This window comes from Dehalobacter sp. (assembly GCF_030063005.1).
Classification (GTDB): Bacteria; Bacillota; Desulfitobacteriia; order Desulfitobacteriales; family Syntrophobotulaceae; genus Dehalobacter; species Dehalobacter restrictus.
Map to the genome: position 1 here is coordinate 69,808 of NZ_JAPDHR010000015.1, position 23,403 is coordinate 93,210.

Genomic DNA, 23,403 nt, shown 5'->3' on the forward strand with positions numbered 1-23,403 from the left:
ATTCTTCTAGCTATGTTGCCAGAAGCCTTTTCATGGTAAAATGTTATATATCAATTTTCTTACAGGTACTCATCAGAAGGGAGCCACTTTAATGGAAAACAACAGCCTTGAGCATAAGCATCTCCATGCCCATTCCCATCCAAACAAGAAAAATGTCTTAAATCGCTTGGCCAGAGTAATCGGCCATCTGGAAGGTATAAAAAGAATGGTTGACGATGAAGTAGACTGCAGTGAAATACTGATACAACTGTCGGCTGTCCGCTCCGCACTTAACAATACCGGTAAAGTCATCTTGAGTGACCATATCAATCACTGTTTGGTTCATGCTTATGAGGAAAACAATACCGAAGTCATCGACAAACTGAATGATGCTATTGACAAATTTCTAAAATAAATGCGGAATAGATTATGACCAGGCAAGACAAGATAAGAAAAGGATGCAGCAATATGATCGCTGCATCCTTTTTACTTTTGAACCCAAGGCTATTTTTCTGTCGCTCTGAGCCTAGCGACAGCTCTTTTCAAGGCAACCTCCGCTCGGATGATGTCCGTCTCGGCCTGTTTTTCACCGAGGCGTTTTTCAGCGCGCTCTTTGGCCGCCTCTGCTCTCGCGACGTCGATAGATTCCGCAAGCTCGGCGGTGTCGGCCAGGATCGTTGCCTTGTTCTGGACAACTTCCAAAAATCCGCCGCCAATTGCCATTTTTTCCACTTTGCCGTTTTGCGTATAGCGGACGACCCCGATTACCAGGTTGGCAATGAGTGGAGAATGGTTGGCTAAGATACCGAGTTCTCCTTCCGCTCCGGGTGCCAGGATAAATTCAACTTCCGTATTCAGAACTTCGCCGGCAGGTGCCACGACAACAAAGTTAAACGTTCCAGCCATGGTTATACAGCTCCCAACTGTTTCGCTTTTTCAACCGCCTCTTCGATCGTTCCGACATACCGGAACGCTTCTTCAGGCAGACTATCGTGCTTACCTTCGCAGATTTCTTTAAAGCTCCGAATCGTATCTTTGACCGGTACGTATTTGCCTTTCATGCCGGTGAAGGCCTCGGCTACACTAAACGGCTGGGAAAGGAAAATCTGAATGCGGCGGGCTCGGTTAACAAGAAGTTTGTCATCTTCGCTGAGCTCGTCCATACCAAGAATCGCAATAATATCCTGAAGCTCTTTATAACGCTGCAGGATCTTCTGCACTTCGCGGGCAACTTCGTAATGCTCCTGGCCAACGATGTCCGGGGTCATGATCTGGGAACTGGAATCCAGCGGGTCCACCGCCGGGTAAATACCCATTTCAGAAATCGAACGGGAAAGAACCGTTTTGGCATCCAAATGCGCAAAGGCCGTAGCCGGTGCGGGGTCCGTCAAGTCATCCGCCGGCACATAAATAGCCTGAACGGAGGTGATGGAACCTTTCTTCGTTGAAGTGATGCGTTCCTGCAGGTTGCCCATTTCCGTAGCCAGGGTCGGCTGATAGCCTACCGCCGACGGCATACGGCCCAAGAGTGCGGACACCTCAGATCCGGCTTGGGTAAAGCGGAAAATGTTATCGACGAAGAGGAGCACGTCCTGTCCCTGTTCATCACGGAAAAATTCAGCCTGGGTAAGACCGGTCAGTCCTACTCTTAAGCGGGCACCGGGGGGTTCGTTCATCTGACCGAACACCATGGTCATCTTGTTAATAACGCCGGATTCCTTCATTTCATTCCAGAGGTCATTCCCTTCACGGGTACGTTCACCAACGCCGGCAAATACGGAAATACCGCCGTGCTGGGTTGCGATATTATTAATGAGCTCCTGGATCAGAACGGTCTTGCCTACGCCAGCACCGCCGAACAGACCAATCTTACCGCCTTTAGCATATGGTGCCAGCAGATCGACTACTTTAATCCCTGTTTCCAGCATCGTATCTGTGGTTTCCTGATCGACAAACGGTGGTGCTTTACGATGAATCGGGAATTTTAGTTCCGTGTTCACATCGGGTAGATTGTCGATCGGTTCTCCCAAGACATTGAACATTCTCCCCAATGTTTCAGTACCGACGCTGACAGTGATCGGTGCACCGGTGTTCACGGCTTCTACACCCCTGGTCAGACCGTCGGTGGACGACATCGCAATACAACGCACGGTGTCGTTGCCTAGATGCTGGGCAACTTCCAAAGTCAGTTTGGAGTTCTTTACTTCGTTTTGAATGACAATCGCACTATAAATTTCCGGCAGGGCATCGGAATCAAATTCGATGTCTACAACCGGACCCATGACTTGAATTACTTTACCTATTTTTGACACAAGCTTGCAACCTCCTTTGATAAGGTACGAAAAGCAGCTACTCCAGAGCCGCAGCTCCCCCTACAATTTCAGAAATTTCCTTGGTAATCGCTGCCTGACGGGCTCTGTTCATCATTAAAGTCAACTTGCCAATCATTTCTTTGGCATTTTCCGTTGCTGAATCCATCGCCGTCATTTTTGCCCCCATTTCACTCGCCTTGCTTTCCAGGAGGGCGCTGAAAATCTGACTTTCAACATAGCTGGGGAGTAATTTATCCAACATTTGCTGGGGTTCAGGCTCGAAGATATAGCTGCCACTGGCCTTTTCTGCGGATGGTTCAATCGGCAGTAATTTGATAGCGGTTGGTTCCTGAGACAGAACCGAAATGAATTTGGAATAAACGAGGTAAACCTCATCTAATTCGCCGCGGGTATATAACCCAATGACATCTTTAGCAATGCCTTTGGCTTGGCTATAATTGGGGCTATCGCCCAATCCAGTAAACTGTGTAATGATTTCAATATTACGTCTGGTAAAAAAATCAATGCCTTTCCGGCCTACTGCTACCAAACCGGCTTGAACGTCCGTCTTTTCATCAAGCAGACTCCTGGTCATACGATTCAAGTTGGTATTAAACCCTCCGCACAGACCTCGGTCTGACGTTACGAGGATATATCCCACTTTCTCCACTGGACGTTTTTCCAGAAGCGGATGCCTTGCCTCCGCCTGGTTCTGAACAAGACGGGCTAGGACACTCTGAAGCTGTTTGGCATATGGGCGGGAAGCGATGACTTTTTCCTGAGACTTCCGTAATTTGGCGGCAGCTACCATCTTCATGGCTTTGGTAATCTGCTGCATATTGGCTACACTACGGATCCGTCTGCGAATATCGCGTACTCCTGCCACTTCATTCACCTACTCTTTCTAAGCTAAAAAGCCTTGCTTGAACTCATTGATGGCATCGCCGATTTCTTTCATGAGCTCGTTGGAAAGAGCTTTCTCCGTACGGATTTTCTCAGGGATCTGAGTCGTACGCATGAAGCGGAGAAGTTCCTGTTCGAATTCTTTCATTCTTTCCATTGGGACATCATCGATATAACCTTTAGTCGCCGCGAAGATGACGATGATCTGCTCTTCGACCGGCATCGGCTGATATTGTCCCTGCTTCAGGATCTCCATGGTTTTTTGGCCGCGGTTAAGTCTGGCTTGAGTCGCTTTGTCCAGATCAGATCCAAATTGGGCAAAAGCCGCTAATTCGCGATAAGCTGCCAGATCCAGACGGAGCTGACCGGCTACCTGTTTCATGGCCTTGATCTGAGCGTCTCCTCCAACGCGCGATACCGAGATACCGACGTTAATGGCAGGACGGAAACCGGAAAAGAACAGGTCTGATTCCAAGAATATCTGACCGTCGGTGATGGAAATAACGTTCGTCGGGATATACGCGGAAACGTCACCGGCCTGAGTCTCAATGATCGGCAGCGCTGTCAGTGAGCCGCTTCCCTTTTCTGGGGACAGCTTAGCCGCACGTTCCAGCAAACGGGAATGGAGATAGAAAACGTCGCCGGGATAAGCTTCACGTCCGGGCGGACGTTTCAACAAGAGCGACAGTTCGCGATAAGCAACCGCCTGTTTGGAGAGATCATCATAGACCACCAGAACATGCTGACCTTTGTCCCGAAAATACTCGCCAATCGCACAACCAGAATACGGTGCAATATAAAGCATCGGAGCCGGGTCGGAAGCTGTCGCCATGACAACGATCGAATATTCCATCGCGCCATGCTCTTCCAGCTTCTTCACAACACTGGCTACGGTCGACTGTTTCTGACCGATAGCCACATAAATACAGATACAATTCTGTCCTTTTTGATTAATAATGGTGTCTACGGCCAGCGCGGTCTTACCTGTCTGGCGGTCACCAATAATCAGCTCACGTTGTCCGCGGCCGATTGGCACCATGGAGTCAATCGACTTCAGACCGGTCTGCAGCGGTTCATTTACTCTTTTTCTGTCGACTACACCGGGAGCATCTGATTCTATCGGACGATATCCGGCTGGAATGATCTCCCCTTTGCCATCGACAGGTTGTCCAAGAACGTTGACAACGCGGCCAATTAAGCTTTCTCCTACCGGTACTTCCACGATCCTGCCGGTACGCTTGACCTGGTCGCCTTCTTTAATCGCAGCATAAGGTCCCAGGATAACGCAGCCGATGTTGTCCTCTTCCAGGTTCATGGCCATCCCATATATACCGCCAGGGAACTCCAGAAGCTCACCGGACATTGCCTTCTCCAAGCCATAAACACGCGCAATACCATCACCTACCTGGATAACGGTACCAACATCAACGACTTCGAGGGCTGATTCATAACGCTCGATTTGCTGTTTAATAATAGAACTAATTTCTTCGGGACGTAAATTCATCCTTTTAGTTCACCCCTACTTCCTGCTGAGGTTTTAACGATGTTTTTTTCAATTCATCACGTATTTTAGACAATGCGGTTGTAATTGAGCCATCCATCACACGATCTCCCACTTGAAGTTTGGCTCCACCGATCAATGTCGGATTTACTTCGGAAAGTAAACGAACATTCTTGCCAGTAGATCTGGCAATCATTTCTTTGAGTTTTTCCTCTTGCGCCGGAGTCAGTGCTGTGGCACTGGTAACTTTTGCTTCGATTAAGTTGCGTGCTTCATTGGCCAGACGTGCAAATTCACGCTGAACCAGGCTGAGGAGATTCTGTCTCCTGCGATCAATCAACAGATAAACAAAATGACTGGTCATGTCAGAAACAGTGTCATCAAGTATCTTCGCCAGGACCTTCTTTTTGGTTTCTGCTTCAATATTGGGATGGTTCAGCAAAACTTTCAGCTCATTATTTTGGGCTACAATTTCCGCCAAATCATGCAGCTCTTTATCGATTTGATCGAGGACAGACATCTCAATAGCTAATTCAAAAAGAGCCTGCGCATAGCGATGTGCGAGAGCGCCGTTTAACATGGCCGATCCCCTACCTCTTGAATAAATTGTTCAATGAGAGCTTCCTGACCCGTGATATCCAGTTTGTGGCGAATGATTTTTTCAGCAACGGCTACGGACATATCGGCTACCTGAGCTTTAACATCGGCAATTGCCCTGTCGCGTTCCCGTCCAATGTCGGCCAAGGCCGACTGTTTGAGCTTTTCGGTTTCCTTACGGGCTTCCAGGATAATTTCTTCCGCACGCAGCTCGCTGCTCTTGGTAGCCTTCTCAATAATTTCCTGAGCTTGCTGACGGGCTTGACGCATTTCCTGTTGGTATTCCAGCCGGATTCTTTCAGCTTCTTTTCTCTCCTGTTCGGCTTGGGCCAGGTTATTTTCAATACCCTGACGGCGTTTTTCCATCATATTCATGATTGGTGTCCAAGCAAACTTTTTCAGGATCCAAACTAAAAGCAAAAATGAAAGAAGCTGAACAAAATATGTGTAGTCAAAATGTAACGGGCTATTTGTCGTAGGACCAGCAGCCGCTGAGGCAATCGAATTGGTAAAACCTATTACGAAGGGATTCAAGCGATATTCCCCCTCCTCTCTATTTTGAGCAGTAGATTAATACAGTAACGTCATTCAATTGTTGCATTTTACTGAAGTACACCTCAGGACTTCGTAAAGAACATTAACAGAGCCATGATGATGGACAAGAGGGGAAGAATCTCAACCAGCGCAATACCAATAAACATGGTGCTCATTAAAGTTCCTCTGGCTTCAGGTTGACGTGCAATTCCATCAATTGTGCTGGCAACAACGTTTCCATTACCCATAGCAGCTCCAATGGCCGCACCCGCGGCAGCAATACCAGTACCTATCAACGCAGCAGCAGTGATATCCATATTAAATTTCCTCCTTAAATTAATTCATTTTGTATTTATTGATTTCAGATTGCTTCTTTTTAGCTCTGAAATAATACCGTTGTTAGTGAGACTCTTCGATAGCTTGGCCGACATAGGCCACCGTTAATATTGTAAAAACATAGGATTGGATTACTGCGATAAATACGCAGAAAACAAGCCAGAATGGCATCGGAATAACTCCGCCAAAGGCAAATATACCCGGGATCATGAGAATGACTGCAATCAGGATTTCTCCAGCATAAATATTGCCGAATAGCCGGAAAGCTAAGGTCAAAGGCTTGGCGACAAAGTCAATAATATGAAGGATCGCAAAAGGCGGATAGGGTTCAAGAAAGTGTTTGAAATAGTGCGCACCTTTATATTTGAGTCCATAGACCAATACTAAAACAATCGTTATTGTAGACAACGCAAAGGTCGTATTAACATCTGCTGTCGGCGACGAAAACGTTGTTGTTCGCGCACTGAAAATTGCTCCGCCAAACATCTCATTGATTCTAGCAAAGTGTACGTGATCGAGTAAGGGTGCAAATATATTGGGAATCAAGCCAATCATGTTCGCAAAAAATACAAACAAAATAAGTGAAAGAAGATACCCGAGCAATGACGATCCTTTTTTATAGTTCATATTATCAGAGATAAGGCCCCTGACAAAATCAATGATCCATTCCAAAAGATTTTGAAGTTTTCCGGGCGTTCCACTTGTCAGATTGCGCTTACAAAGAAAGACAAAACCCAAAAGAAGTATCATCGTGACCCAAGTCATAATCAGTGTCTTCGCATGCACAGTGCCATTTCCCAATACCCATAGTACGGTATCATGCATTTAATTTTCACCACCTTTCATTTTCCTTAGTTGATGTCTTGCTACAATTATAGGGATAACAATACCAATCATCATTCCTATAGCCACATAATAAAGCCATTCCGGTTGGAACCTTGCGGTAATAGCAAATACCAATGTAATGATTACCAACCTGAATACTAAGCTTTTGTAGTATGTTTTTAGGGCTGCTTTCTTATCTTTGTCCATTGCTTTTCGAGCATCCCTAAGTAGCCACTTAACATTAATTATGCCCGTATAATAGCCGATCAATAAACCGACAAGGGGATAAAATTCTGTTCGCCATATTACGATTAAAACAGTGATGCAAAGAATAACCGTCAAGATCTGAATAAACCTGCTATTTTCCATCCGTTTTACCTAACTTTAAATAAATTAATATTAGAGATAATATACTGAACAAAATGCCTAGAATCATCAAAACTGCCTTAAATAAAGGGTCAGTGCCAAAACGAGTGTCCAAATAATTTCCGAAAAAATATCCTCCTACTTCCAAGCCAACAAGAGCAGAGGCACTTGATGATCCCCATAGCATATACTTGACAACATCACCTGCAAATTTGTCAGCCATCTGGTTCCCTCAAATCTTTTGGTTTTTCGTAGACAACATAATATGACATCCTAATATGTATTGCAAGATTTATGCCAATTGCACTTGCCGTCAAATACCGCGTAGAATCAGGATTGATCGTTCCTTCACATAATCATGAGTTTTCATTTTGCATTTTTTTTAATTATTTTTCATTTTATTAAGAAATTCTTGTGATCGTGATCAGATGCTGAAAATCTTTTGATCAGAAAATTTTTCAATAATAATTTGGGTGATTCTTGCGCTTGATCTGCCGTCCCCGTATGGATTTGTCGCTTGAGACATTTTTTCATAAGCATCCTGGTCGGTTAACAGCTGCTGAATGCTCTCAACGACTTTATTGTATTGTGTCCCAACCAGCAATACGGTTCCTGAATCGACAGCTTCAGGCCGTTCAGTCGTATCCCTGACCACTAAAACGGGCTTGCCCAGTGAAGGAGCCTCTTCTTGGATTCCCCCGGAGTCTGACAGGATCAGATAGGCCTTCGCCATTAGATTTACAAACGGTTCGTAATCCAAAGGTTCAATTAAATGGACCTTTTCATTGCCGCCTAAGACCTCCGTGACTACTTTCCTGACCGTAGGGTTCTTATGCATCGGGAATATAACATAGGTATCCGGAAATTCCCGCAGGACTGTTTCCAGCGCCTGATAGATCTGCCGCATGGGTTCTCCCCAATTCTCCCGGCGGTGCGTTGTCATTAGGATCATTCGTTTATCTTTATTTGCTTCTAGAATCCTGTTTAAGTCTATATCCGCAAACTGATATTCCGGCTTAACGGTACTTAATAAGGCATCGATTACTGTGTTGCCTGTAACAAATATATTCTCCGGGTCGATCCCTTCGCGCAACAGATTACTTCTCGATACTTCGGTGGGTGCAAAATGCAGGTCTGCTAAACCGCTGGTAAGTTTCCGATTGATTTCCTCCGGCCAGGGAGAATATTTCTGGCCAGTTCGCAAACCAGCCTCGATATGGCCGATCGGGATCTTATGATAAAAAGCTGTTAGGGCTGATGCAAAAGTAGTTGTAGTATCCCCTTGTACCAAGATCAAATTCGGTTTTTCCTTGATCAATATCTCATCTATTCCTGTCAGCACTCCAGTGGTAAGGGTGGCAAGAGTCTGTCCATGCTTCATTAAATCAAGATCATAATCAGGTACAATATCAAAGAGTTTAACAACCTGATCCAGCATCTCACGATGCTGGGCAGTAACAACAACCAGGCTGTCAACGTCGTCCCGCTTTTCTAATGCTTTTACGACAGGTGCCATCTTAATAGCCTCAGGTCTGGTTCCAAATACAGTCATGACCTTATAATTTCTTTGCTTCAATTCCACAATATTTCCCCCACTGTTGGGCAATGCCTGAAGGCGTTGACCGCAAAGACCTTTAATCTTAAATATTATACACGCCCAAGGCATTTTTCGCAAATATATACAATTATATACAGCTCCATCATCCCATGGTTTATTACTCGCTTGTTTCGAAGCGAATATTCTTTTTTTTACCGTTTTCATCAAGATAAGCAACCCGTTTGATCATTGCATTTTTAATCATTCTCCGGCACAGCAGACAGGGTTCCCCCGATGCTTGTTCCCCATCAAATTCATAGCCGGATATGTAAATTGTGGCTCCCTGCATTTTTACGGGATCACCGGCAATAATCGCATTTTGTTCAGCGTGAACCGCCATACACAACTCATATCTTTCCCCTTTGGGAACATTATACCGTTCCCTGACACATTCCCCGATGTCAATGCAGTTGGGTTCCCCTCTGGCAGCGCCGTTGTAACCTGTGCTAACAATAATATTGTCTTTGACAATCACTGCGCCATAATTGCGCCTTAAGCAGGTTGACCGCCTGGCCACCAGCTGGGCAAGATCAAGGAAATATTCGTCCCACGCTGGCCTGGTTTGATTTTTCATCACACTACTCCCCGCATTCCGCTTTCCTTCGCCAAAAAGTACATTGAATTTTTGTCTGCTAAGATAATTCTCTATTTTTAGTATACTCGTGCCAGACTCTGCTGTCATTATATCTATTAGGATCTTTTTCTGTTCATTTTCTGTTTCTTCTCTGTTGTTTATTCTTTTGTTCCAAACAGTCTGTCCCCAGCATCTCCGACTCTTGGAACGATATAGGCGGATTCGTTTAAGCATTGATCAATAGCCGTAACGTAGGTTAGGTTACTTATACAAAGGAAATCTTCCGCAAATATCTTTGACAATCGCTTCGGCCCGGGCAATTCTTGAAGCATCACTGCCGGCAGTCAGCGTCAGGTCAATCGCCTCAGTGATCAGATCCATCTCGGCTTCCTTCAACCCTCTGGTCGTGACCGCAGGCGAACCGATCCGTATACCGCTCGTTACATTGGCCCCCTGAGGATCAAACGGGATCGTATTTTTATTCACGGTAATGCCGACACTGTCCAGCCGTGTTTCAGCTTCTTTGCCTGTCAGCCCCTTGCGTCTGACATCCAGCAGCAGCAAATGGTTGTCCGTACCGCCTGAAACCAAACGAAATCCTCTTGCCAGAAATCCTTTGGCTAATGCCCGGGCATTTTGCAAAATCTGCTGCTGGTATTCAACAAATCCCGGCTGAAGAGCTTCACCGAAAGCAACGGCCTTGGCTGCAATCACATGCATCAGCGGGCCACCCTGAATTCCGGGGAATATCGCTTTATCGATCTTTGGCCCGAATTCCTCTTTACAGAGAATAAGCCCGCCTCTTGGCCCCCTTAAGGTCTTATGGGTTGTGCTGGTTACAAAATGCGCATAGGGAATGGGGCTCGGATGAAGACCGACTGCTACCAGACCTGCAATATGCGCCATATCAATCATCACGTAAGCGCCAACTTCATCGGCGATTTCTCTGATCCGTTTAAAATCAATCTGGCGAGGGTAAGCACTCGCTCCGCCGACAATCATCTTTGGTTTATGGGCAAGCGCCAGTTTATGCAGATTGTCGTAATCGATCCGTTCTGTTTCCTTATCAACGCCATATTCAATAAAATTGAAATATTTTCCCGAGATGTTGACCTGACTCCCGTGTGTAAGATGCCCTCCATGCGACAAGTTCATGCCCAGAACCGTGTCCCCAGGATTCAGCATGGCAAAATAAACTGCTGTATTGGCCTGTGCTCCTGAATGGGGCTGAACATTAGCGTGTTCTGCATTAAACAGTTTTTTGACCCTTTCCCTGGCCAGATTTTCAACAATATCAACATACTCGCATCCACCGTAATAACGTTTTCCCGGATATCCTTCAGCGTATTTGTTTGTCAGGACCGAACCCTGAGCAGCCATAACTGCCCTGCTGACAAAGTTTTCCGAAGCAATGAGTTCAATTTTATTTTCCTGTCTGTTTTCTTCCAGCTCTATGGCTTTTGCTGCCTCAGGGTCCTGGGACGCTAAATATTTCCGAATGTAATCCATCTGAATATCCACCTCTATCATAAATAACTAGGATATCGTTTCCTTTTCTGGTATCTTGTCAACCTTAGAATTATTCTGTTTAGCATATGCTGCCATATAAACTTCTGTCCTGGCCTCCTCAGTCGCAGGGATAAGAAGCTCTCGGGCCGCCGACATATTTCGGCCGCGTTTTGGCAAGGTTAAGATGAGCCGCACCGAGGTTTCGGACACCAATCCTTAGCGGAACGGCGACCGGACGAAGATGCATACCAATCAACGTGTCTCCGATATCGATCCCGGCATCAGCCCTAACCTGTTCGACAGCAACGGGATCGGAAAAATTCCCCCAGGCAGTCAGGGACATTGCCCCGCCTGCTGAAAGCGACGGTATCACCACGACGGGTTCAAAATTCAGCCTGTCCGCCACCTTTCTTTCCACGATGAGCACCCGGTTTAAATGCTCACAGCATTGAATCGCCAGAAAAATCCCAAGCTTGTCCGCCCATCTCCGAAGTGGTTCGAACAGAATATCAGCCACTTCTTTGCTACCGGCTTTGCCAATCTTCTCCCCGATAATCTCACTCGTGCTGCAGCCTACAACCAGCAGCTGTCCAGGCGTTAGTCCAGCTGTATCCTCAAATGCCTGAAGAATATGCTCCCACTCATCTTTGATTTGCCGAAGCATTTCCTTCTTATCTGCCATAGTACCCTCACGCCTTTCTTATTTTTTGGGCCAGTATCCTCAGCCTAAAAAATTAAGATCGCTGTTCAAGATCGCTGTTCAAAATCGCTGATCATATCTACTCTTCTGGCATGTTTCCACCCGCTGAAGGATGTCGTCAAAAAAGTCTCGACAATATCCAGCGCAACGCCCTGACCAATTACTCTTGCTCCGAGTGCTAAGATATTGGCGTTATTATGCTGCCTCGCCATCTTGGCCATATAACTGTCGGTACAAAGGGCAGCCCGGATTCCCTTGACTTTATTGGCTGCAATGGAAATCCCTATTCCGGTGCCGCAGACCACGATTCCTGAATCCGCTTTATTTTCGATCACTGCTTTCCCGACATTGAAGCCATACTCCGGATAATCAACGGAAATGTCGCTGTCTGTACCGCAATCTAGAATCTCGTGGCCTTTTTCCGCAAGAAATTCTTTGATGCACTCCTTAAGCTGATATCCTGCATGATCTGCACCCAATGCAATTTTCATTTCTGCCTCCTGAACTCCGTAGTTTTTATCATCATTTTTTTATCTAGCATTTACAGGCGCTAACTATTCCCTCGATACCGCCGTACTCCAGCTTTGATCATTTCTTCAATTTCTTCCGCACAGAACCTGTATGTTTCCAGAGATCCCAGCCATGGGTCGGAAATTTCTTTATCCAAACCAGCCCATTCTCCGAGTTGCATGATTTTATCCTGATATTCCGGATAAATACCGAACAATACTTTTTTCTGAGCTTTGGTCATTGTCAGGATCAGATCAGCAGCAGCGAGCGTATCTTTTTGCAGCCTGACCGCCCGATGCCGCCGGGCATCAATTCCCTTTTTCTGGAGAATCTCCCCTGCATACGGACTGACGGGATCACCATCCAAAGCCTGAATACCAGCCGAAAAAAGCTCATACCCTTCCGGAAAATATAAGCGGGCAAGACCTTCTGCCATCGGACTGCGGCATGTATTTCCTGTACAAACAAACAAGATTTTCATAGATATCATTATACCCTCTTTTCCGGACTAGTAAATTAAAATTCAATTAACTTAGAAAACAAGACCGAAGGCCATTCTCAGGCCAATCAGAAACAAGATGCCGCCACCGACGGCTTCCGCTTTGCTGCCGGCCCAGGTGCCGATTCTTCGACCAAGAAGAATTCCGCCTCCTGTCATGATGCCTGCGGTAAAACCCATGATCAGGGTTGCCGGCAGGATCATACTGACAAACGTACCCAGAGAAAATCCGACACTCAGCGCGTCAAGGCTGACGCTTCCTGCCAAAACAAAAATTCCGAATCCTTTTAAACTCGGGATGCTTTTTTCTCCCGATCCCCGAATGGCTCCCAGAATCATTTTACTGCCAAGCCAGAGTAAAATGACAGCTCCGATCCCAACTGCAACATTGCCAAACAGCAATCCAAGTTTCTGTCCAATCCACAAACCCAAAAGCGGCATGAAAACATGAAACACTGCCACGACAACACTCAATCTCAGCGCTATTTTATTGTCGATCCCAATCATTCCTAAAGCAAGCGAGAAGGAAAAGGCATCCATCCCTAGTGCTATCGATACCGCTATGATCCATATTAATTCCAAGTGTTTTCCTCCTTAGTTTCGGTCAGATTGGGATACCTGCTCCCTGGACCAAAATTTTTTTTGCCAGCTGCTTTCTTCAAACGGTTCATAAATGCAAGCCCTATTCCTTCTTCTGCAATCTCCTCCGCCAGAATGGTGTCGATGTTTTGCTCGTCACACAGTCTCAGTCCTTCAAACAGACGGCTGGCAGCTGAGTCAAGATTATTCCTGGAACCAAGTGTAAATATCATATCGGCCTTGCCGGCCGTATCTCCGGTCAGTCTGGCGACCGTTTCTTCCAAACACAGTACTGCAGTCCTTACCGCGTTGTTTTTGTTCCTCAGATATTTCGTCATTTTTTCAGCTTTTTCAGAGGTACTACCACTGAATAAAATGATTTCACCTTCCGGTGCGTAATGTCTATATTTCATACCAGGCGACCTGGGCTCTACGGTCGGTTGTCCTTGATCAGCACTGCGGTCCAGTTCGACCTTCCCCAGCACTGCCCGAAGCTGTTCAAGCGTAATTCCTCCTGGGCGCAAAATCGTTGGTAGTTCCCCGGTCAAATCAAGCACAGTCGATTCAAGACCCACTGTACAAGATCCGGCATCAATCAGCAACGGAATCTTCCCTTTCAGATCCCGCCAAACATGCTCCGCATTGGTCGGACTGGGCTTTCCCGATATATTCGCACTCGGCGCGGCCAATGGACAACCCGCTGCTTCAATCAGGGCCAGGGCAACAGGGTGACTCGGCATTCTGACCGCCACCGTGTCCAGTCCTCCGCTGACGATTTCCGGAATATGCGCTCTCTTGGGCAGTACCAGCGTTAAAGGTCCTGGCCAGAAATTCCGCGCGCAGACTTCAGCCTGCGGCGGCCAAACACGGACAAGCTGCTGTGCTTCGTCCAAGGCAGCAACATGAACAATCAGCGGATTATCCGAAGGTCGTCCTTTTACCGCATATATTTTAGCACAGGCTTCGCTGTCCAGCGCATTGGCGCCAAGCCCATAAACGGTCTCGGTAGGAAATGCCACGACTTCACCCTGTCGGAGCAAAGCTGCTGCTTCCTGCAATTCTTTATCCTGTATGATGCTGTCCGACCTCAGCCGAATTCTTTTTGTCTCCATGACAGCTCCTTCGTGGCCTTATACAAACGGCGGTTTCCAACCGGTTATTAACGAAATACTATTCCTTGCGGGCCAGGACTATTCTATCCAGACCAGCGTAATCAGAAAACAATTCGGTTTGATATCCGGCGGCCGTAAATAATTCCCGAACCCGAGTTCCCTGGGAATACCCGATTTCCACCAGGATTATTCCCTCATGGCTCAAGAATTCTGTTGCGTTCATAGCAATCCTCCGGTAGAAATCCAGGCCATCTTTTCCAGCCAGCAGAGCTAAGACAGGCTCTTTCCTAACTTCTGGCGGACACTTCAGAATTTCATGTTCTGAGACGTACGGAGGATTGGAAACAATCAGGCTAAATTTTTCTCCCTGCACCGGTGCAAAGAGATCTCCCTGACGAAAATCAATATTCACGTTCATATTGGCCGCATTAATTTTGGCGACAGTCAACGCTTCAGAAGACACATCAACAGCGACAACGGCCGCCTGCTTCCAATGATAGGCCACAGCAACGGCAATTGCCCCACTGCCTGTGCAAAGATCAAGAACCTTCGAAGGAATTTCCGAATTTTCTCGTTCTCTACCCATATTCTTGCCCAATTCCAGGACTTTCTCAACTAGAAGTTCCGTTTCTGGTCTCGGGATCAGAACGCTTGGGTCCACAAAGAAATCAAGACCCATAAATTCACGGGTCTTAAGCAGATAAGCAAGCGGTTCCCTCTGACCACGTCGTTTCAGAAAATCATTATAGATCTCTCTTTCCGGAGAAGCGACTACCCTGTCACACTCGGCATATAGTTTGTCTCTGGTCGTTTTAAGCACAAAGGCCAGGATAAGATCCGCCTCCGCCCGGGCGTCAGGTACCCCGCACTGCGCTAAATACTGCGCACCTTGCCGCAGCAGCTCCATTGGCTGATGAGCATCAAGTCTATCTGTCATACCTGGTAAACTCCTGGTTTCATCCTTTTCCATTAGACCGAAGCTTTGAGTTTTTCGGCATGATCGGCTGAAATCAATGCCGTAATAATTTCTTCGATGTCACCCAACAAAATGCTGTCCAGTTTATGCAGCGTAAGCCCGATACGATGATCGGAAACCCTGCCCTGAGGATAGTTGTAGGTTCGGATGCGCTCACTGCGGTCACCTGTCCCTACCTGGCTTTTACGTTCTTGGGCAATCTCGCCGGCTGCTGCTTCCTGGGCTTTCTCTAAGAGCCTGGCTCTGAGCACTTTTAAAGCTTTATCCTTATTCTTGTGCTGGGATTTTTCATCCTGGCAGGAGACCACGATTCCCGTCGGCAAGTGGGTAATGCGGACTGCCGACTGTGTCGTATTTACAGATTGACCGCCAGGACCGCTGGAACAAAAAATATCGATCCTGATATCGTTCGGGTTAATCGCAACATCGACTTCCTCGGCCTCAGGCAGTACGGCAACCGTCACGGTCGACGTATGGATCCTGCCGCCGGATTCGGTCGCAGGAATCCGCTGAACACGGTGAACACCGCTTTCATATTTAAGTCTGCTATAAGCACCCTGTCCTTCGATCATAAAAATAATTTCTTTAAAGCCGCCAATATCCGTGAAACTGGCACTTAAGGGTTCGGTCTTCCAGTTCTGACTTTCGGCATATTTTGTATACATCTTGTATAAATCACCTGCAAACAAAGCCGCTTCATCTCCACCAGCACCGGCTCTGATCTCCATAATGACGTTTTTCTCATCATTCGCATCCTTCGGCAAGAGCAAGATTTTCAAATCCTCCTCCAGCTTCTTTTTACTCTTTGTTAATTCATCCTGTTCGGCCTCGGCCATCTCTCTCATTTCCGGATCGCGTTCCTCGGCAAGCAGAACTTTAAGATCCTCGATCTGCCGGTTTATTTCTTTATATTCCCGAAATACTGCGACTGTATCTGTAAGCGCTGACTGGCTTTTGGCATATTTCTGAAAATCAGCCTGATTGGCGATGATCTCCGGCTTGGCCAGGAGCTCTGTCAGGTCGTCATATTTTTTTTCAATCTCTTCGAGCCTGTTTAGCATGTTTTAACCTCTCCCAAATGAATTTTATTATGAAAGTTCCTGTCCAGTCGCGAGTACCCCGTTAAGCGCAGCAATCGCAACCTCAAGTTGGGAGTCGTCCGGTTCCCTGGTCGTAAGTTTCTGCAGCAGAAGGCCGGGAACAATGATCCACTTTAAAAATACCGATTTGGAAAATCTCCCTGACAGCTTTAAAAGCTCGTACGAAATTCCGGCTACCAGCGGCATCAGGATGATTCGGGAAACGATACGCCACCACAGAGGATCCACGCCCAAAAAGGCAAAAACAAAGATACTGACGACAACAACAATAAGCAAGAAGCTCGTCCCGCACCGGGGATGCAGTCTGGAGTATTTCCGGATGTTTTCCGGATTCAGTTCCACGCCAGCTTCATGCGCAAATATTGCTTTATGTTCTGCCCCATGGTATTGAAATACCCTCTGAATATCCTTTAATCTAGATATCAGAAGGATATATAGAAATAACACAATAAGACGAATGAGGCCTTCGACAATATTTTGCAGTACGGTACCCGGAAAAATATCTGTTAATAAATGAGCGGAAGCTGTCGGTATTCCGACAAATAACAGGAGTCCGGCAGCAAAGGCAATAACGATTGTTAACACCATCGCCCAAAAGCCAAGCTCCTCTCCTTCTTCTTCGCCGACAGCGCGGTCGGCGGAAAACATCAAAGCTTTGGTTCCGATTACCAAAGATTCAAGCAGTGCAACAAAACCCCGAATGATCGGCAATTTAAGAACTGGCTTCTGAGACCAGGGATGAATATCTTGGGTCGTTACTTCAATTTCTCCGTTCTGCAAGCGAACGGCCATCGCAATCGCCCGCGGCCCGCGCATCATTACGCCTTCAATCAGCGCTTGCCCTCCATATTGAACAGGTTTCTCCATAATTTCAAACCTCCAAGGCCTAATAACCGAAAAGCAGAGCTTACGCTCTGCTCCTTGTTTTCTACAGGCAACGGTTTCATACCGTTGTTATTGCAAACCGTATTTCTTTTTGAAACGATCGACTCGTCCACCAGCGTCAACAAATCGCTGAACTCCAGTGTAAAAAGGATGACACTTGGAACAAATTTCGACCTTGATATCCTTCTTCGTACTACCTGTTTCTATAATATTGCCGCAAGCGCAGCTAATGGTAGTTTGTTCATATTTCGGATGAATTTTCTCTTTCATGACCCGTCACCTTCCTTCCCAATCAGATCCGTCTCAATCAAAAACAGTCAACTCTGAATATTTTAGCACATTCTTTGCCTTTCGGTCAAGAAAAAAACAATTCAGAAGGCTTCTCTTCGCAGCGTTTTAGCAGGCTCCTTTAATTGCATATTTAGGCTTTTTGGCAAAACAATGTTTGGCTTCAATAAAACGGACCGTACCGGTCTTGCCTCTCATCACCACAGTGTGCGTCGTGGCACCCTCACTGCTGTATATCACGCCTTTAAGCAGCGGTCCTTCTGTAATTCCGGTTGCCGCAAAAAAGATGTCATCCGTATTGACCAGATCATCGAGTGTCAGCAGTTTATTGATATCCATTATACCCAGTTTCCGCGCTCTTTCAACATCTTCTTCATTCTCCGGCCAAAGTCTCCCCTGCATTTCCCCGCCCATACAGCGCAGGGCAGCAGCGGCAAGCACTCCCTCAGGAGCTCCGCCGACCCCCATCATCACATCAACTCCGCTGCCTTCCAGCCCGCAGGCGACAGCCGGAGCGACATCACCGTCGGTAATCAGGCGTATTCTGGAGCCGCATTCTCTTACCTGACGGATGATCTCACTGTGGCGGGGCCTGTCGAGAATAACCACCGTAAGTTCCTGAATTTTCTTATTGAGTCCCTTGGCTATGTTCTCGAGATTTTCCGCAACCGGAGCATCCAGATGGATACGTCCTGCAGCCTTGGGACCAACAGCAATTTTATCCATATACATATCCGGGGCATGCAGAAGTCCATATCTTTTGGTCACAGCTAAAACCGCTATGGCTCCTGGCATTCCTTTGGCAACAAGATTTGTTCCCTCGAGGGGATCAACGGCAACATCAACCTCGGGCTTTTCGCCCGTGCCAAGTTTCTCCCCAATGTAAAGCATCGGGGCTTCGTCCATTTCTCCTTCGCCGATCACGACCGTCCCATCCATGTGTACGGTATCAAACAAAGATCTCATAGCTTCCACTGCCGCATCATCGGCTTCATTCTTCTGTCCCATTCCTACCCAGCGAGCTGAAGCAAGTGCTGCCGCTTCCGTCACCCGGGCAAATTCCATGGTTAATTCTCTTTCCATCTCTTTTTCACCCTTCTTAACTTAACTTCTTCCAGTCATCCAAAAATTTATTAATTCCTGCACTTGTCAAGGGATGCTCGGATAATTTGCTCAAAACGCCAAAAGGTATTGTCGCAAAATCCGCGCCGATCTTAGCCGCTTCAAGGACGTGAACAGGATGACGGATACTGGCGGCAATCACCCCGCAGTCCAGATCATGGACCTCAAAAATTTCGCAGATATCGGCCAGGACATTCATGCCAATCTCCCCGATATCGTCAAGTCTTCCTAAAAAAGGGCTGACATAAGCGGCTCCCGCCCTTGCTGCCATCAGTGCCTGAACAGGGCTGAATACCAATGTAACGTTCGTCTGGATATCTTCTTCCCGCAGCGTCTTGACGGCTTTCAAACCGTCAAGCGTCATTGGAATTTTGACGACAATATTTGGATGAATATCTGAGAGCCGCCGGGCTTCCTGAAGCATACCCTCATAATCGAGCGCTATGACTTCCGCACTGATCGGGCCATCGACAATCCCGGCAATTTTATGAATCAGAGTATGAAAGTCCTCTTTTTCTCTGGCTACCAAAGAAGGATTCGTCGTAACACCGGCGATGACTCCCATGTCCCATGCCCGGGAAATCTCTTCTGTATTGGCTGAATCAAGGAAAAAACGCATAGGTCAAATTCCTCCTTCAATAATATCCGGCCATAGTAAAAACCTACTCGACCTCCGTAATGATATTCTTTCTATGATTTCCCTTCAGAGAATCGTTGATGATCCACATCTCGTTTTCCTCTAAAGTAATTGCTCCCATTTGTTCTAGTATGCGCAAAATGTCTTTATTATCCGTATAAATAATACCCATTGCCTTGCATAAATCGCAAATCAATTCTACACTTTCAGGTAATATTTCTACAGTTAGGTTATGATTTCCGCATTTGCAGCCAAGCTTTTTCCGTTCAACCAGCCTGCCAAGTATCTCTATAACGCCATAGACAACAAAAAAATCATCTGTCATTACATCAAGATCTTCCTGATCGCTTGTTAACTCCGAAGCCAGTCGGACAAAGTTCTTTTTAATTTCTGTGCACAATTCCATGACACGTGATTCAGGCCCGATATAGCCTACTGGTAGTTCCTTGTCGCTGCATCCCAGACGCAAAGGTTGTTCTCCCCAGATCAACTCCCTTCTGGTAACCAAGTGATGTGGCGTCCCGCAGTAAATACAAGAATATTCTATGCCGATTTTCTTGCTCTCAAAACTGATGAGCGTCAATAATGGAGTACCACACGTACAAATGAAACTGTTCTTTCCCAAGTGAACAAAAGAAAACACTGATAATGTTTTAAGCTGAAGTTTCCCGCAGTGGGAACAAAGCATCCCAATGGTTGAGACTGCCTGAATAATCATTCTTTAGGCTCACCTCCCACACTGTCAGCTATTGGGTCTTTCCGCTCCATGAAATCACGGTATTAGGCTCCGTGGCCGTCTCAAGTCAGCGGATCACATCGGTTTACATATGCCGTATAGTTTATAGTTCTCCAAGTAAAATATTATTCCTGCCTTAGATTTTTTAGAATATTAGAATTGCCGCTTCTTACCATTCATGGCACCGCGGAATTAGATCCTACATGGCCGCCAAAAAGCCAGACTTTCGTTAAAGTCTGGCCGGTTAATCTGTTGATCATTCAAGCCATTATTTTAAGCCACCATTTCAATCCTCAGAAACATGATCCACACTGATAATTTCTCCAACCTGTTTTTTTAATTCATTTAAGTCAAAAGGTTTAACAACAAAGCCGGATACTCCTAATTCCTCAGCCTGTTTATAAAAAATCTGATCGCCATATGCTGTCATCATGATGACCCGGCTTTTACAATTTGTCTCCCTGAGTTTCGTTAGAACCTCAATTCCACTCATTCCAGGCATCTTGACATCCATGATTATCAGATCCGGCTGAAATTCCGGAATAATCTCAAGCGCTTTTATTCCGCTGCCGCACGATTCAATCTCATAACCATATTCTAAAAAAACCTCGGTTAGAAGTCTTCTGATCCCATTTTGGTCATCCACAATCAACATCTTCAGCATCAAAGCCCCCCTTTTTATAGCTAGATTTGCAGTTGTCAATAGATTTTAAAAACATCTATCGCGCTAAAAGGCAATATGATTTTACAAAGATCGCCATACTACCTTTTATTTGACAATTGTTCTTCGCTGGGAGACAAAAATCCTTCATTAATTATCCTTATTCTCATTATTTCTCCATTTTTTTTATACATCCGCAGAATCCTGGGATTGGCCTGAGTCCTTCGTAAAGGAATCACAATCTCGTCACCGGCTGAGCAAGGCGCGCTGCCGACATCGAGTACCGTAAGCTGCATCCCAATTTTCCCTGCAATCCTGACGGGTTGCCCGTTGCAAAGCAGTTTTTCCCGGCCCAGCTGAATGCCCATCAGAGCTCCCATATTTTTGACAATTATTTTCGCGAGATCCACAATGTTTTGAGGCACAAGTCGGGGCTCAATCCCAAAGCCATCGGCATAACCTACCGGCACCACTGCCAGAGTCGTGTCTTTTTTAGCCTTGTAAATACTCTGGTAGCCGACAAAGGTACCTTTTGCCGCCTTTTGCAGGTGAACAATTCTTGCTTTGACCAGCCAAGGGTCTTTTAATCGCAGCCTGCCTTCAAATGCCGGCGCAGGACAATGACCAATCAGGAGTGTCCCGACTCTGACCATATTGTAATGATACTCCGGAAAATCCAAATAGGCGGCGCTGTTGCAGACGTGCTTCAGCGGGATCCGAATGCCTGCCTGTTCCAACGTTTGAACATAAGCCAGATATTTTTCATTCTGCGCTCTGGTATAGGCACGATCACGTTGAGCTCCCCGGGCAAAGTGCGTGTACACCCCGGTTATTTCCAACTGAGGAGCTTCTCGCAACGCTGCAGCTAATTCCTGCAGCTGATCGCCCGTAAAACCGGTACGTCCCATACCCGTTTCCAGCTTCAGCTGAATCCCGGCTTTAGTTCCCAACGTTTCGGCGAGTTTGTTCAGTGTCGGTATCCAGTCCAGCTGTGATACCGTTAGTTCAATATGGGCCTGGATTGCCGCCTGCCAGTATTCCGGGCTCGACGGACCGAGCACCAGGATTGTACCGTCAACACCTTGGTTTCGCAGCAGCAACGCTTCAGAGATGGTGGTGACAGCAAATGCCGTACATCCTTCTCCCTGCAAAGCTCCTGCTACTTCCGCAGCCCCGAGGCCGTAGGCATCTGCCTTAACGACCGCCATGAGCCGGCATCCGGCAGAAAGCCCGGCCATGATTTGTCGGTAATTATGGATAATGGCATCCATATCTACTTCGATCCATAGATCTGACATGACAAGCCCCTCTTTAACAAATGATTTTAAAAATTATTTAAGAGATCATTTAAGAAATTACAAGGAATGAATTATTTATTCCGCGGCCTGCGCATCCGGGCAAGCATTCCTTTCAGTTTCCCGGAGTAAGCTTTTTCAGCAATCTGCCAAATCACATACAGGACAGGCCTGTAAACATAGTCCCATTCCCCGATGAATTCTGTAAACTCGCCATTAAAACCTTTTTTAAATTTATACAGTCCATACAGCGGGTTACTCTCGTCCAAATCCCCGGATACTCCTCTGAAATCATAGAGCGTACAACCATTTGCTTTGGCCCAGCAAATCATTTCCCACTGAATCAAATAGTTGGGCATGACATTGCGATAAGAATTTGATGATGCCCCATAGATATACCAGGCTTTGTCCCCTGTGATGAAAGCCAGCGTTCCTGCAACAATCTTTCCTTCATATTCGGCAACAAAAAGTTCGGCAAAACCTGCCGGCACCAGCGTATCATACAGATCTTCAAAATAGGTATAAGACCTCACCAGGAAATTATCCCGCTCGGTCGTTTCCTTGAGTACACGGAAAAATTCCGATAGATCCTCTCTTAATCCTTTCCGGATCACGACACCTTTTTTAGAGGAAAGGCGGATATTATAGCGGGTTTTTTGATGCATATTCGCGAGCAAGGTCTCTTCATCCGGCGAAATGTCCAGACGAAATACAAACTTCGGCTGAACACCTTCAAAATTCTTTCCTGTATCCATTTTATTAAAGCCCTGGGCTTTCAAAATACCTGCCAGAACCTGATCGGTTGAAGATACATCAGGATCAATCTTTAAGAGAATCGCCTTGCGTTTTTGCGCCAGCTTCCTGATTGCTTCCAGGACGGCTGCCATTTTTTCGCTGTCGTGCATATCAACGACCGGACCGCGCGGACAGTAAAAAATGGGGGTCCCCAGTAACGGTAGTTTTCTTTCGAGAATTGTTGCAGCAGCAAAAATCTCACCATCTTTTTCCACTGCAAGCCTCCAGGGTTTCCAGCCCGTTCTTCCTTTAATGTCTCCCCATTCCCATAATTGCATCGCATGCCCTTTGGGATGCTTACAAATAAAGGAATTAAACTTTGCTTTATCTTCAATTGCGAGCCACCTTGCCGTAAATTCCATTTTTTCACTCCTCCCAAAGACATTCCATTCTATCATCTGCGGAAATACAATTCATAGAAATACCAATCACCCTGTTCGACGTGAACCGGTTGACTGGCAATAAACGTTTTTTC

The 23,403-nt window shown here is 46.4% G+C and carries 29 protein-coding genes and 1 pseudogene; 1 reads left to right on the forward strand and 29 read right to left on the reverse strand.

What is annotated here, in order from left to right; translation table 11 throughout:
- Window positions 1-91: 91 nt before the first annotated feature.
- Entirely contained in the window at window positions 92-394 is a 303-nt protein-coding gene (locus tag OKX56_RS04815; protein ID WP_019224984.1) for a metal-sensing transcriptional repressor, read from the forward strand.
- A gap of 89 nt (window positions 395-483) precedes the next feature.
- Here the strand turns inward: OKX56_RS04815 and OKX56_RS04820 are convergent, their stop codons facing one another.
- From OKX56_RS04820 to OKX56_RS04960, 29 genes and pseudogenes are all read right to left on the reverse strand, one after another.
- Window positions 484-885, reverse strand: coding sequence for a F0F1 ATP synthase subunit epsilon (locus OKX56_RS04820; protein WP_019224985.1), 402 nt, complete (start codon window positions 883-885; stop codon window positions 484-486).
- 2 nt (window positions 886-887) lie between these two features.
- The gene (atpD, locus tag OKX56_RS04825) at window positions 888-2,291 is read right to left on the reverse strand and encodes a F0F1 ATP synthase subunit beta (protein ID WP_019224986.1); all 1,404 of its coding nucleotides are present in this window, start codon (window positions 2,289-2,291) and stop codon (window positions 888-890) included.
- A gap of 37 nt (window positions 2,292-2,328) precedes the next feature.
- A complete protein-coding gene (atpG, locus tag OKX56_RS04830; RefSeq protein WP_019224987.1) occupies window positions 2,329-3,177 on the reverse strand; it encodes an ATP synthase F1 subunit gamma in 849 nt (282 codons plus the stop codon).
- A gap of 18 nt (window positions 3,178-3,195) precedes the next feature.
- A complete protein-coding gene (gene atpA / locus OKX56_RS04835; protein ID WP_019224988.1) occupies window positions 3,196-4,698 on the reverse strand; it encodes a F0F1 ATP synthase subunit alpha in 1,503 nt (500 codons plus the stop codon).
- 4 nt (window positions 4,699-4,702) lie between these two features.
- The gene (locus OKX56_RS04840; protein WP_019224989.1) at window positions 4,703-5,275 is read right to left on the reverse strand and encodes a F0F1 ATP synthase subunit delta; all 573 of its coding nucleotides are present in this window, start codon (window positions 5,273-5,275) and stop codon (window positions 4,703-4,705) included.
- Entirely contained in the window at window positions 5,269-5,826 is a 558-nt protein-coding gene (gene atpF, locus OKX56_RS04845; protein ID WP_019224990.1) for a F0F1 ATP synthase subunit B, read from the reverse strand. Before atpF ends, OKX56_RS04840 begins: the two co-directional genes overlap by 7 nt.
- Window positions 5,827-5,909: 83 nt before the next feature.
- On the reverse strand, window positions 5,910-6,143 hold the full coding sequence (gene atpE, locus OKX56_RS04850; protein WP_015044915.1) for a F0F1 ATP synthase subunit C: 234 nt from the start codon (window positions 6,141-6,143) through the stop codon (window positions 5,910-5,912).
- 82 nt (window positions 6,144-6,225) lie between these two features.
- On the reverse strand, window positions 6,226-6,987 hold the full coding sequence (atpB, locus tag OKX56_RS04855) for a F0F1 ATP synthase subunit A (RefSeq protein ID WP_019224991.1): 762 nt from the start codon (window positions 6,985-6,987) through the stop codon (window positions 6,226-6,228).
- Complete coding sequence (locus tag OKX56_RS04860) at window positions 6,988-7,329, reverse strand: ATP synthase subunit I (protein WP_242836980.1); 342 nt, start codon at window positions 7,327-7,329, stop codon at window positions 6,988-6,990.
- 16 nt (window positions 7,330-7,345) lie between these two features.
- Window positions 7,346-7,576 (reverse strand): AtpZ/AtpI family protein, encoded by a 231-nt coding sequence (locus OKX56_RS04865; protein ID WP_019224993.1) that lies wholly within the window; start codon window positions 7,574-7,576, stop codon window positions 7,346-7,348.
- Between the two features lie 201 nt (window positions 7,577-7,777).
- Window positions 7,778-8,935 (reverse strand): non-hydrolyzing UDP-N-acetylglucosamine 2-epimerase, encoded by a 1,158-nt coding sequence (gene wecB / locus OKX56_RS04870; RefSeq protein ID WP_287895777.1) that lies wholly within the window; start codon window positions 8,933-8,935, stop codon window positions 7,778-7,780.
- 133 nt (window positions 8,936-9,068) lie between these two features.
- Window positions 9,069-9,524: a deoxycytidylate deaminase gene (locus tag OKX56_RS04875; protein WP_019224995.1), complete on the reverse strand. Its 456-nt coding sequence runs from the start codon at window positions 9,522-9,524 to the stop codon at window positions 9,069-9,071.
- Between the two features lie 158 nt (window positions 9,525-9,682).
- A pseudogene (locus tag OKX56_RS04880) lies at window positions 9,683-9,778 on the reverse strand (uracil phosphoribosyltransferase); the annotation flags it as partial.
- Between the two features lie 7 nt (window positions 9,779-9,785).
- Window positions 9,786-11,033, reverse strand: coding sequence for a serine hydroxymethyltransferase (gene glyA / locus OKX56_RS04885; RefSeq protein ID WP_019224996.1), 1,248 nt, complete (start codon window positions 11,031-11,033; stop codon window positions 9,786-9,788).
- Between the two features lie 118 nt (window positions 11,034-11,151).
- Entirely contained in the window at window positions 11,152-11,715 is a 564-nt protein-coding gene (locus OKX56_RS04890; RefSeq protein WP_019224997.1) for a TIGR01440 family protein, read from the reverse strand.
- A 65-nt stretch (window positions 11,716-11,780) separates the two neighbouring features.
- Entirely contained in the window at window positions 11,781-12,224 is a 444-nt protein-coding gene (gene rpiB, locus OKX56_RS04895; protein WP_015044923.1) for a ribose 5-phosphate isomerase B, read from the reverse strand.
- A gap of 59 nt (window positions 12,225-12,283) precedes the next feature.
- Window positions 12,284-12,733: a low molecular weight protein arginine phosphatase gene (locus tag OKX56_RS04900; protein ID WP_019224998.1), complete on the reverse strand. Its 450-nt coding sequence runs from the start codon at window positions 12,731-12,733 to the stop codon at window positions 12,284-12,286.
- Window positions 12,734-12,775: 42 nt separating this feature from the next.
- Window positions 12,776-13,324: a manganese efflux pump MntP gene (locus OKX56_RS04905; protein WP_019224999.1), complete on the reverse strand. Its 549-nt coding sequence runs from the start codon at window positions 13,322-13,324 to the stop codon at window positions 12,776-12,778.
- Window positions 13,315-14,433, reverse strand: coding sequence for an L-threonylcarbamoyladenylate synthase (locus tag OKX56_RS04910; RefSeq protein ID WP_019225000.1), 1,119 nt, complete (start codon window positions 14,431-14,433; stop codon window positions 13,315-13,317). The genes OKX56_RS04905 and OKX56_RS04910 overlap by 10 nt, the downstream gene beginning before the upstream one ends.
- A gap of 58 nt (window positions 14,434-14,491) precedes the next feature.
- A complete protein-coding gene (prmC, locus tag OKX56_RS04915; RefSeq protein WP_019225001.1) occupies window positions 14,492-15,370 on the reverse strand; it encodes a peptide chain release factor N(5)-glutamine methyltransferase in 879 nt (292 codons plus the stop codon).
- Window positions 15,371-15,402: 32 nt separating this feature from the next.
- The gene (gene prfA, locus OKX56_RS04920) at window positions 15,403-16,470 is read right to left on the reverse strand and encodes a peptide chain release factor 1 (protein WP_019225002.1); all 1,068 of its coding nucleotides are present in this window, start codon (window positions 16,468-16,470) and stop codon (window positions 15,403-15,405) included.
- A gap of 27 nt (window positions 16,471-16,497) precedes the next feature.
- Window positions 16,498-17,376 (reverse strand): DUF1385 domain-containing protein, encoded by an 879-nt coding sequence (locus OKX56_RS04925; RefSeq protein WP_019225003.1) that lies wholly within the window; start codon window positions 17,374-17,376, stop codon window positions 16,498-16,500.
- An 87-nt stretch (window positions 17,377-17,463) separates the two neighbouring features.
- Window positions 17,464-17,664, reverse strand: coding sequence for a 50S ribosomal protein L31 (gene rpmE / locus OKX56_RS04930; protein ID WP_019225004.1), 201 nt, complete (start codon window positions 17,662-17,664; stop codon window positions 17,464-17,466).
- Window positions 17,665-17,790: 126 nt separating this feature from the next.
- Complete coding sequence (glpX, locus tag OKX56_RS04935) at window positions 17,791-18,765, reverse strand: class II fructose-bisphosphatase (protein WP_019225005.1); 975 nt, start codon at window positions 18,763-18,765, stop codon at window positions 17,791-17,793.
- 16 nt (window positions 18,766-18,781) lie between these two features.
- Complete coding sequence (fsa, locus tag OKX56_RS04940) at window positions 18,782-19,423, reverse strand: fructose-6-phosphate aldolase (RefSeq protein ID WP_019225006.1); 642 nt, start codon at window positions 19,421-19,423, stop codon at window positions 18,782-18,784.
- Window positions 19,424-19,466: 43 nt separating this feature from the next.
- The gene (locus OKX56_RS04945; protein ID WP_019225007.1) at window positions 19,467-20,159 is read right to left on the reverse strand and encodes a hypothetical protein; all 693 of its coding nucleotides are present in this window, start codon (window positions 20,157-20,159) and stop codon (window positions 19,467-19,469) included.
- 304 nt (window positions 20,160-20,463) lie between these two features.
- A complete protein-coding gene (locus OKX56_RS04950) occupies window positions 20,464-20,841 on the reverse strand; it encodes a response regulator (protein ID WP_019225008.1) in 378 nt (125 codons plus the stop codon).
- Window positions 20,842-20,939: 98 nt separating this feature from the next.
- Window positions 20,940-22,136, reverse strand: coding sequence for an alanine racemase (gene alr, locus OKX56_RS04955; RefSeq protein ID WP_019225009.1), 1,197 nt, complete (start codon window positions 22,134-22,136; stop codon window positions 20,940-20,942).
- A 71-nt stretch (window positions 22,137-22,207) separates the two neighbouring features.
- Window positions 22,208-23,290, reverse strand: coding sequence for a lipid II:glycine glycyltransferase FemX (locus tag OKX56_RS04960; RefSeq protein ID WP_019225010.1), 1,083 nt, complete (start codon window positions 23,288-23,290; stop codon window positions 22,208-22,210).
- Window positions 23,291-23,403 lie beyond the last annotated feature (113 nt).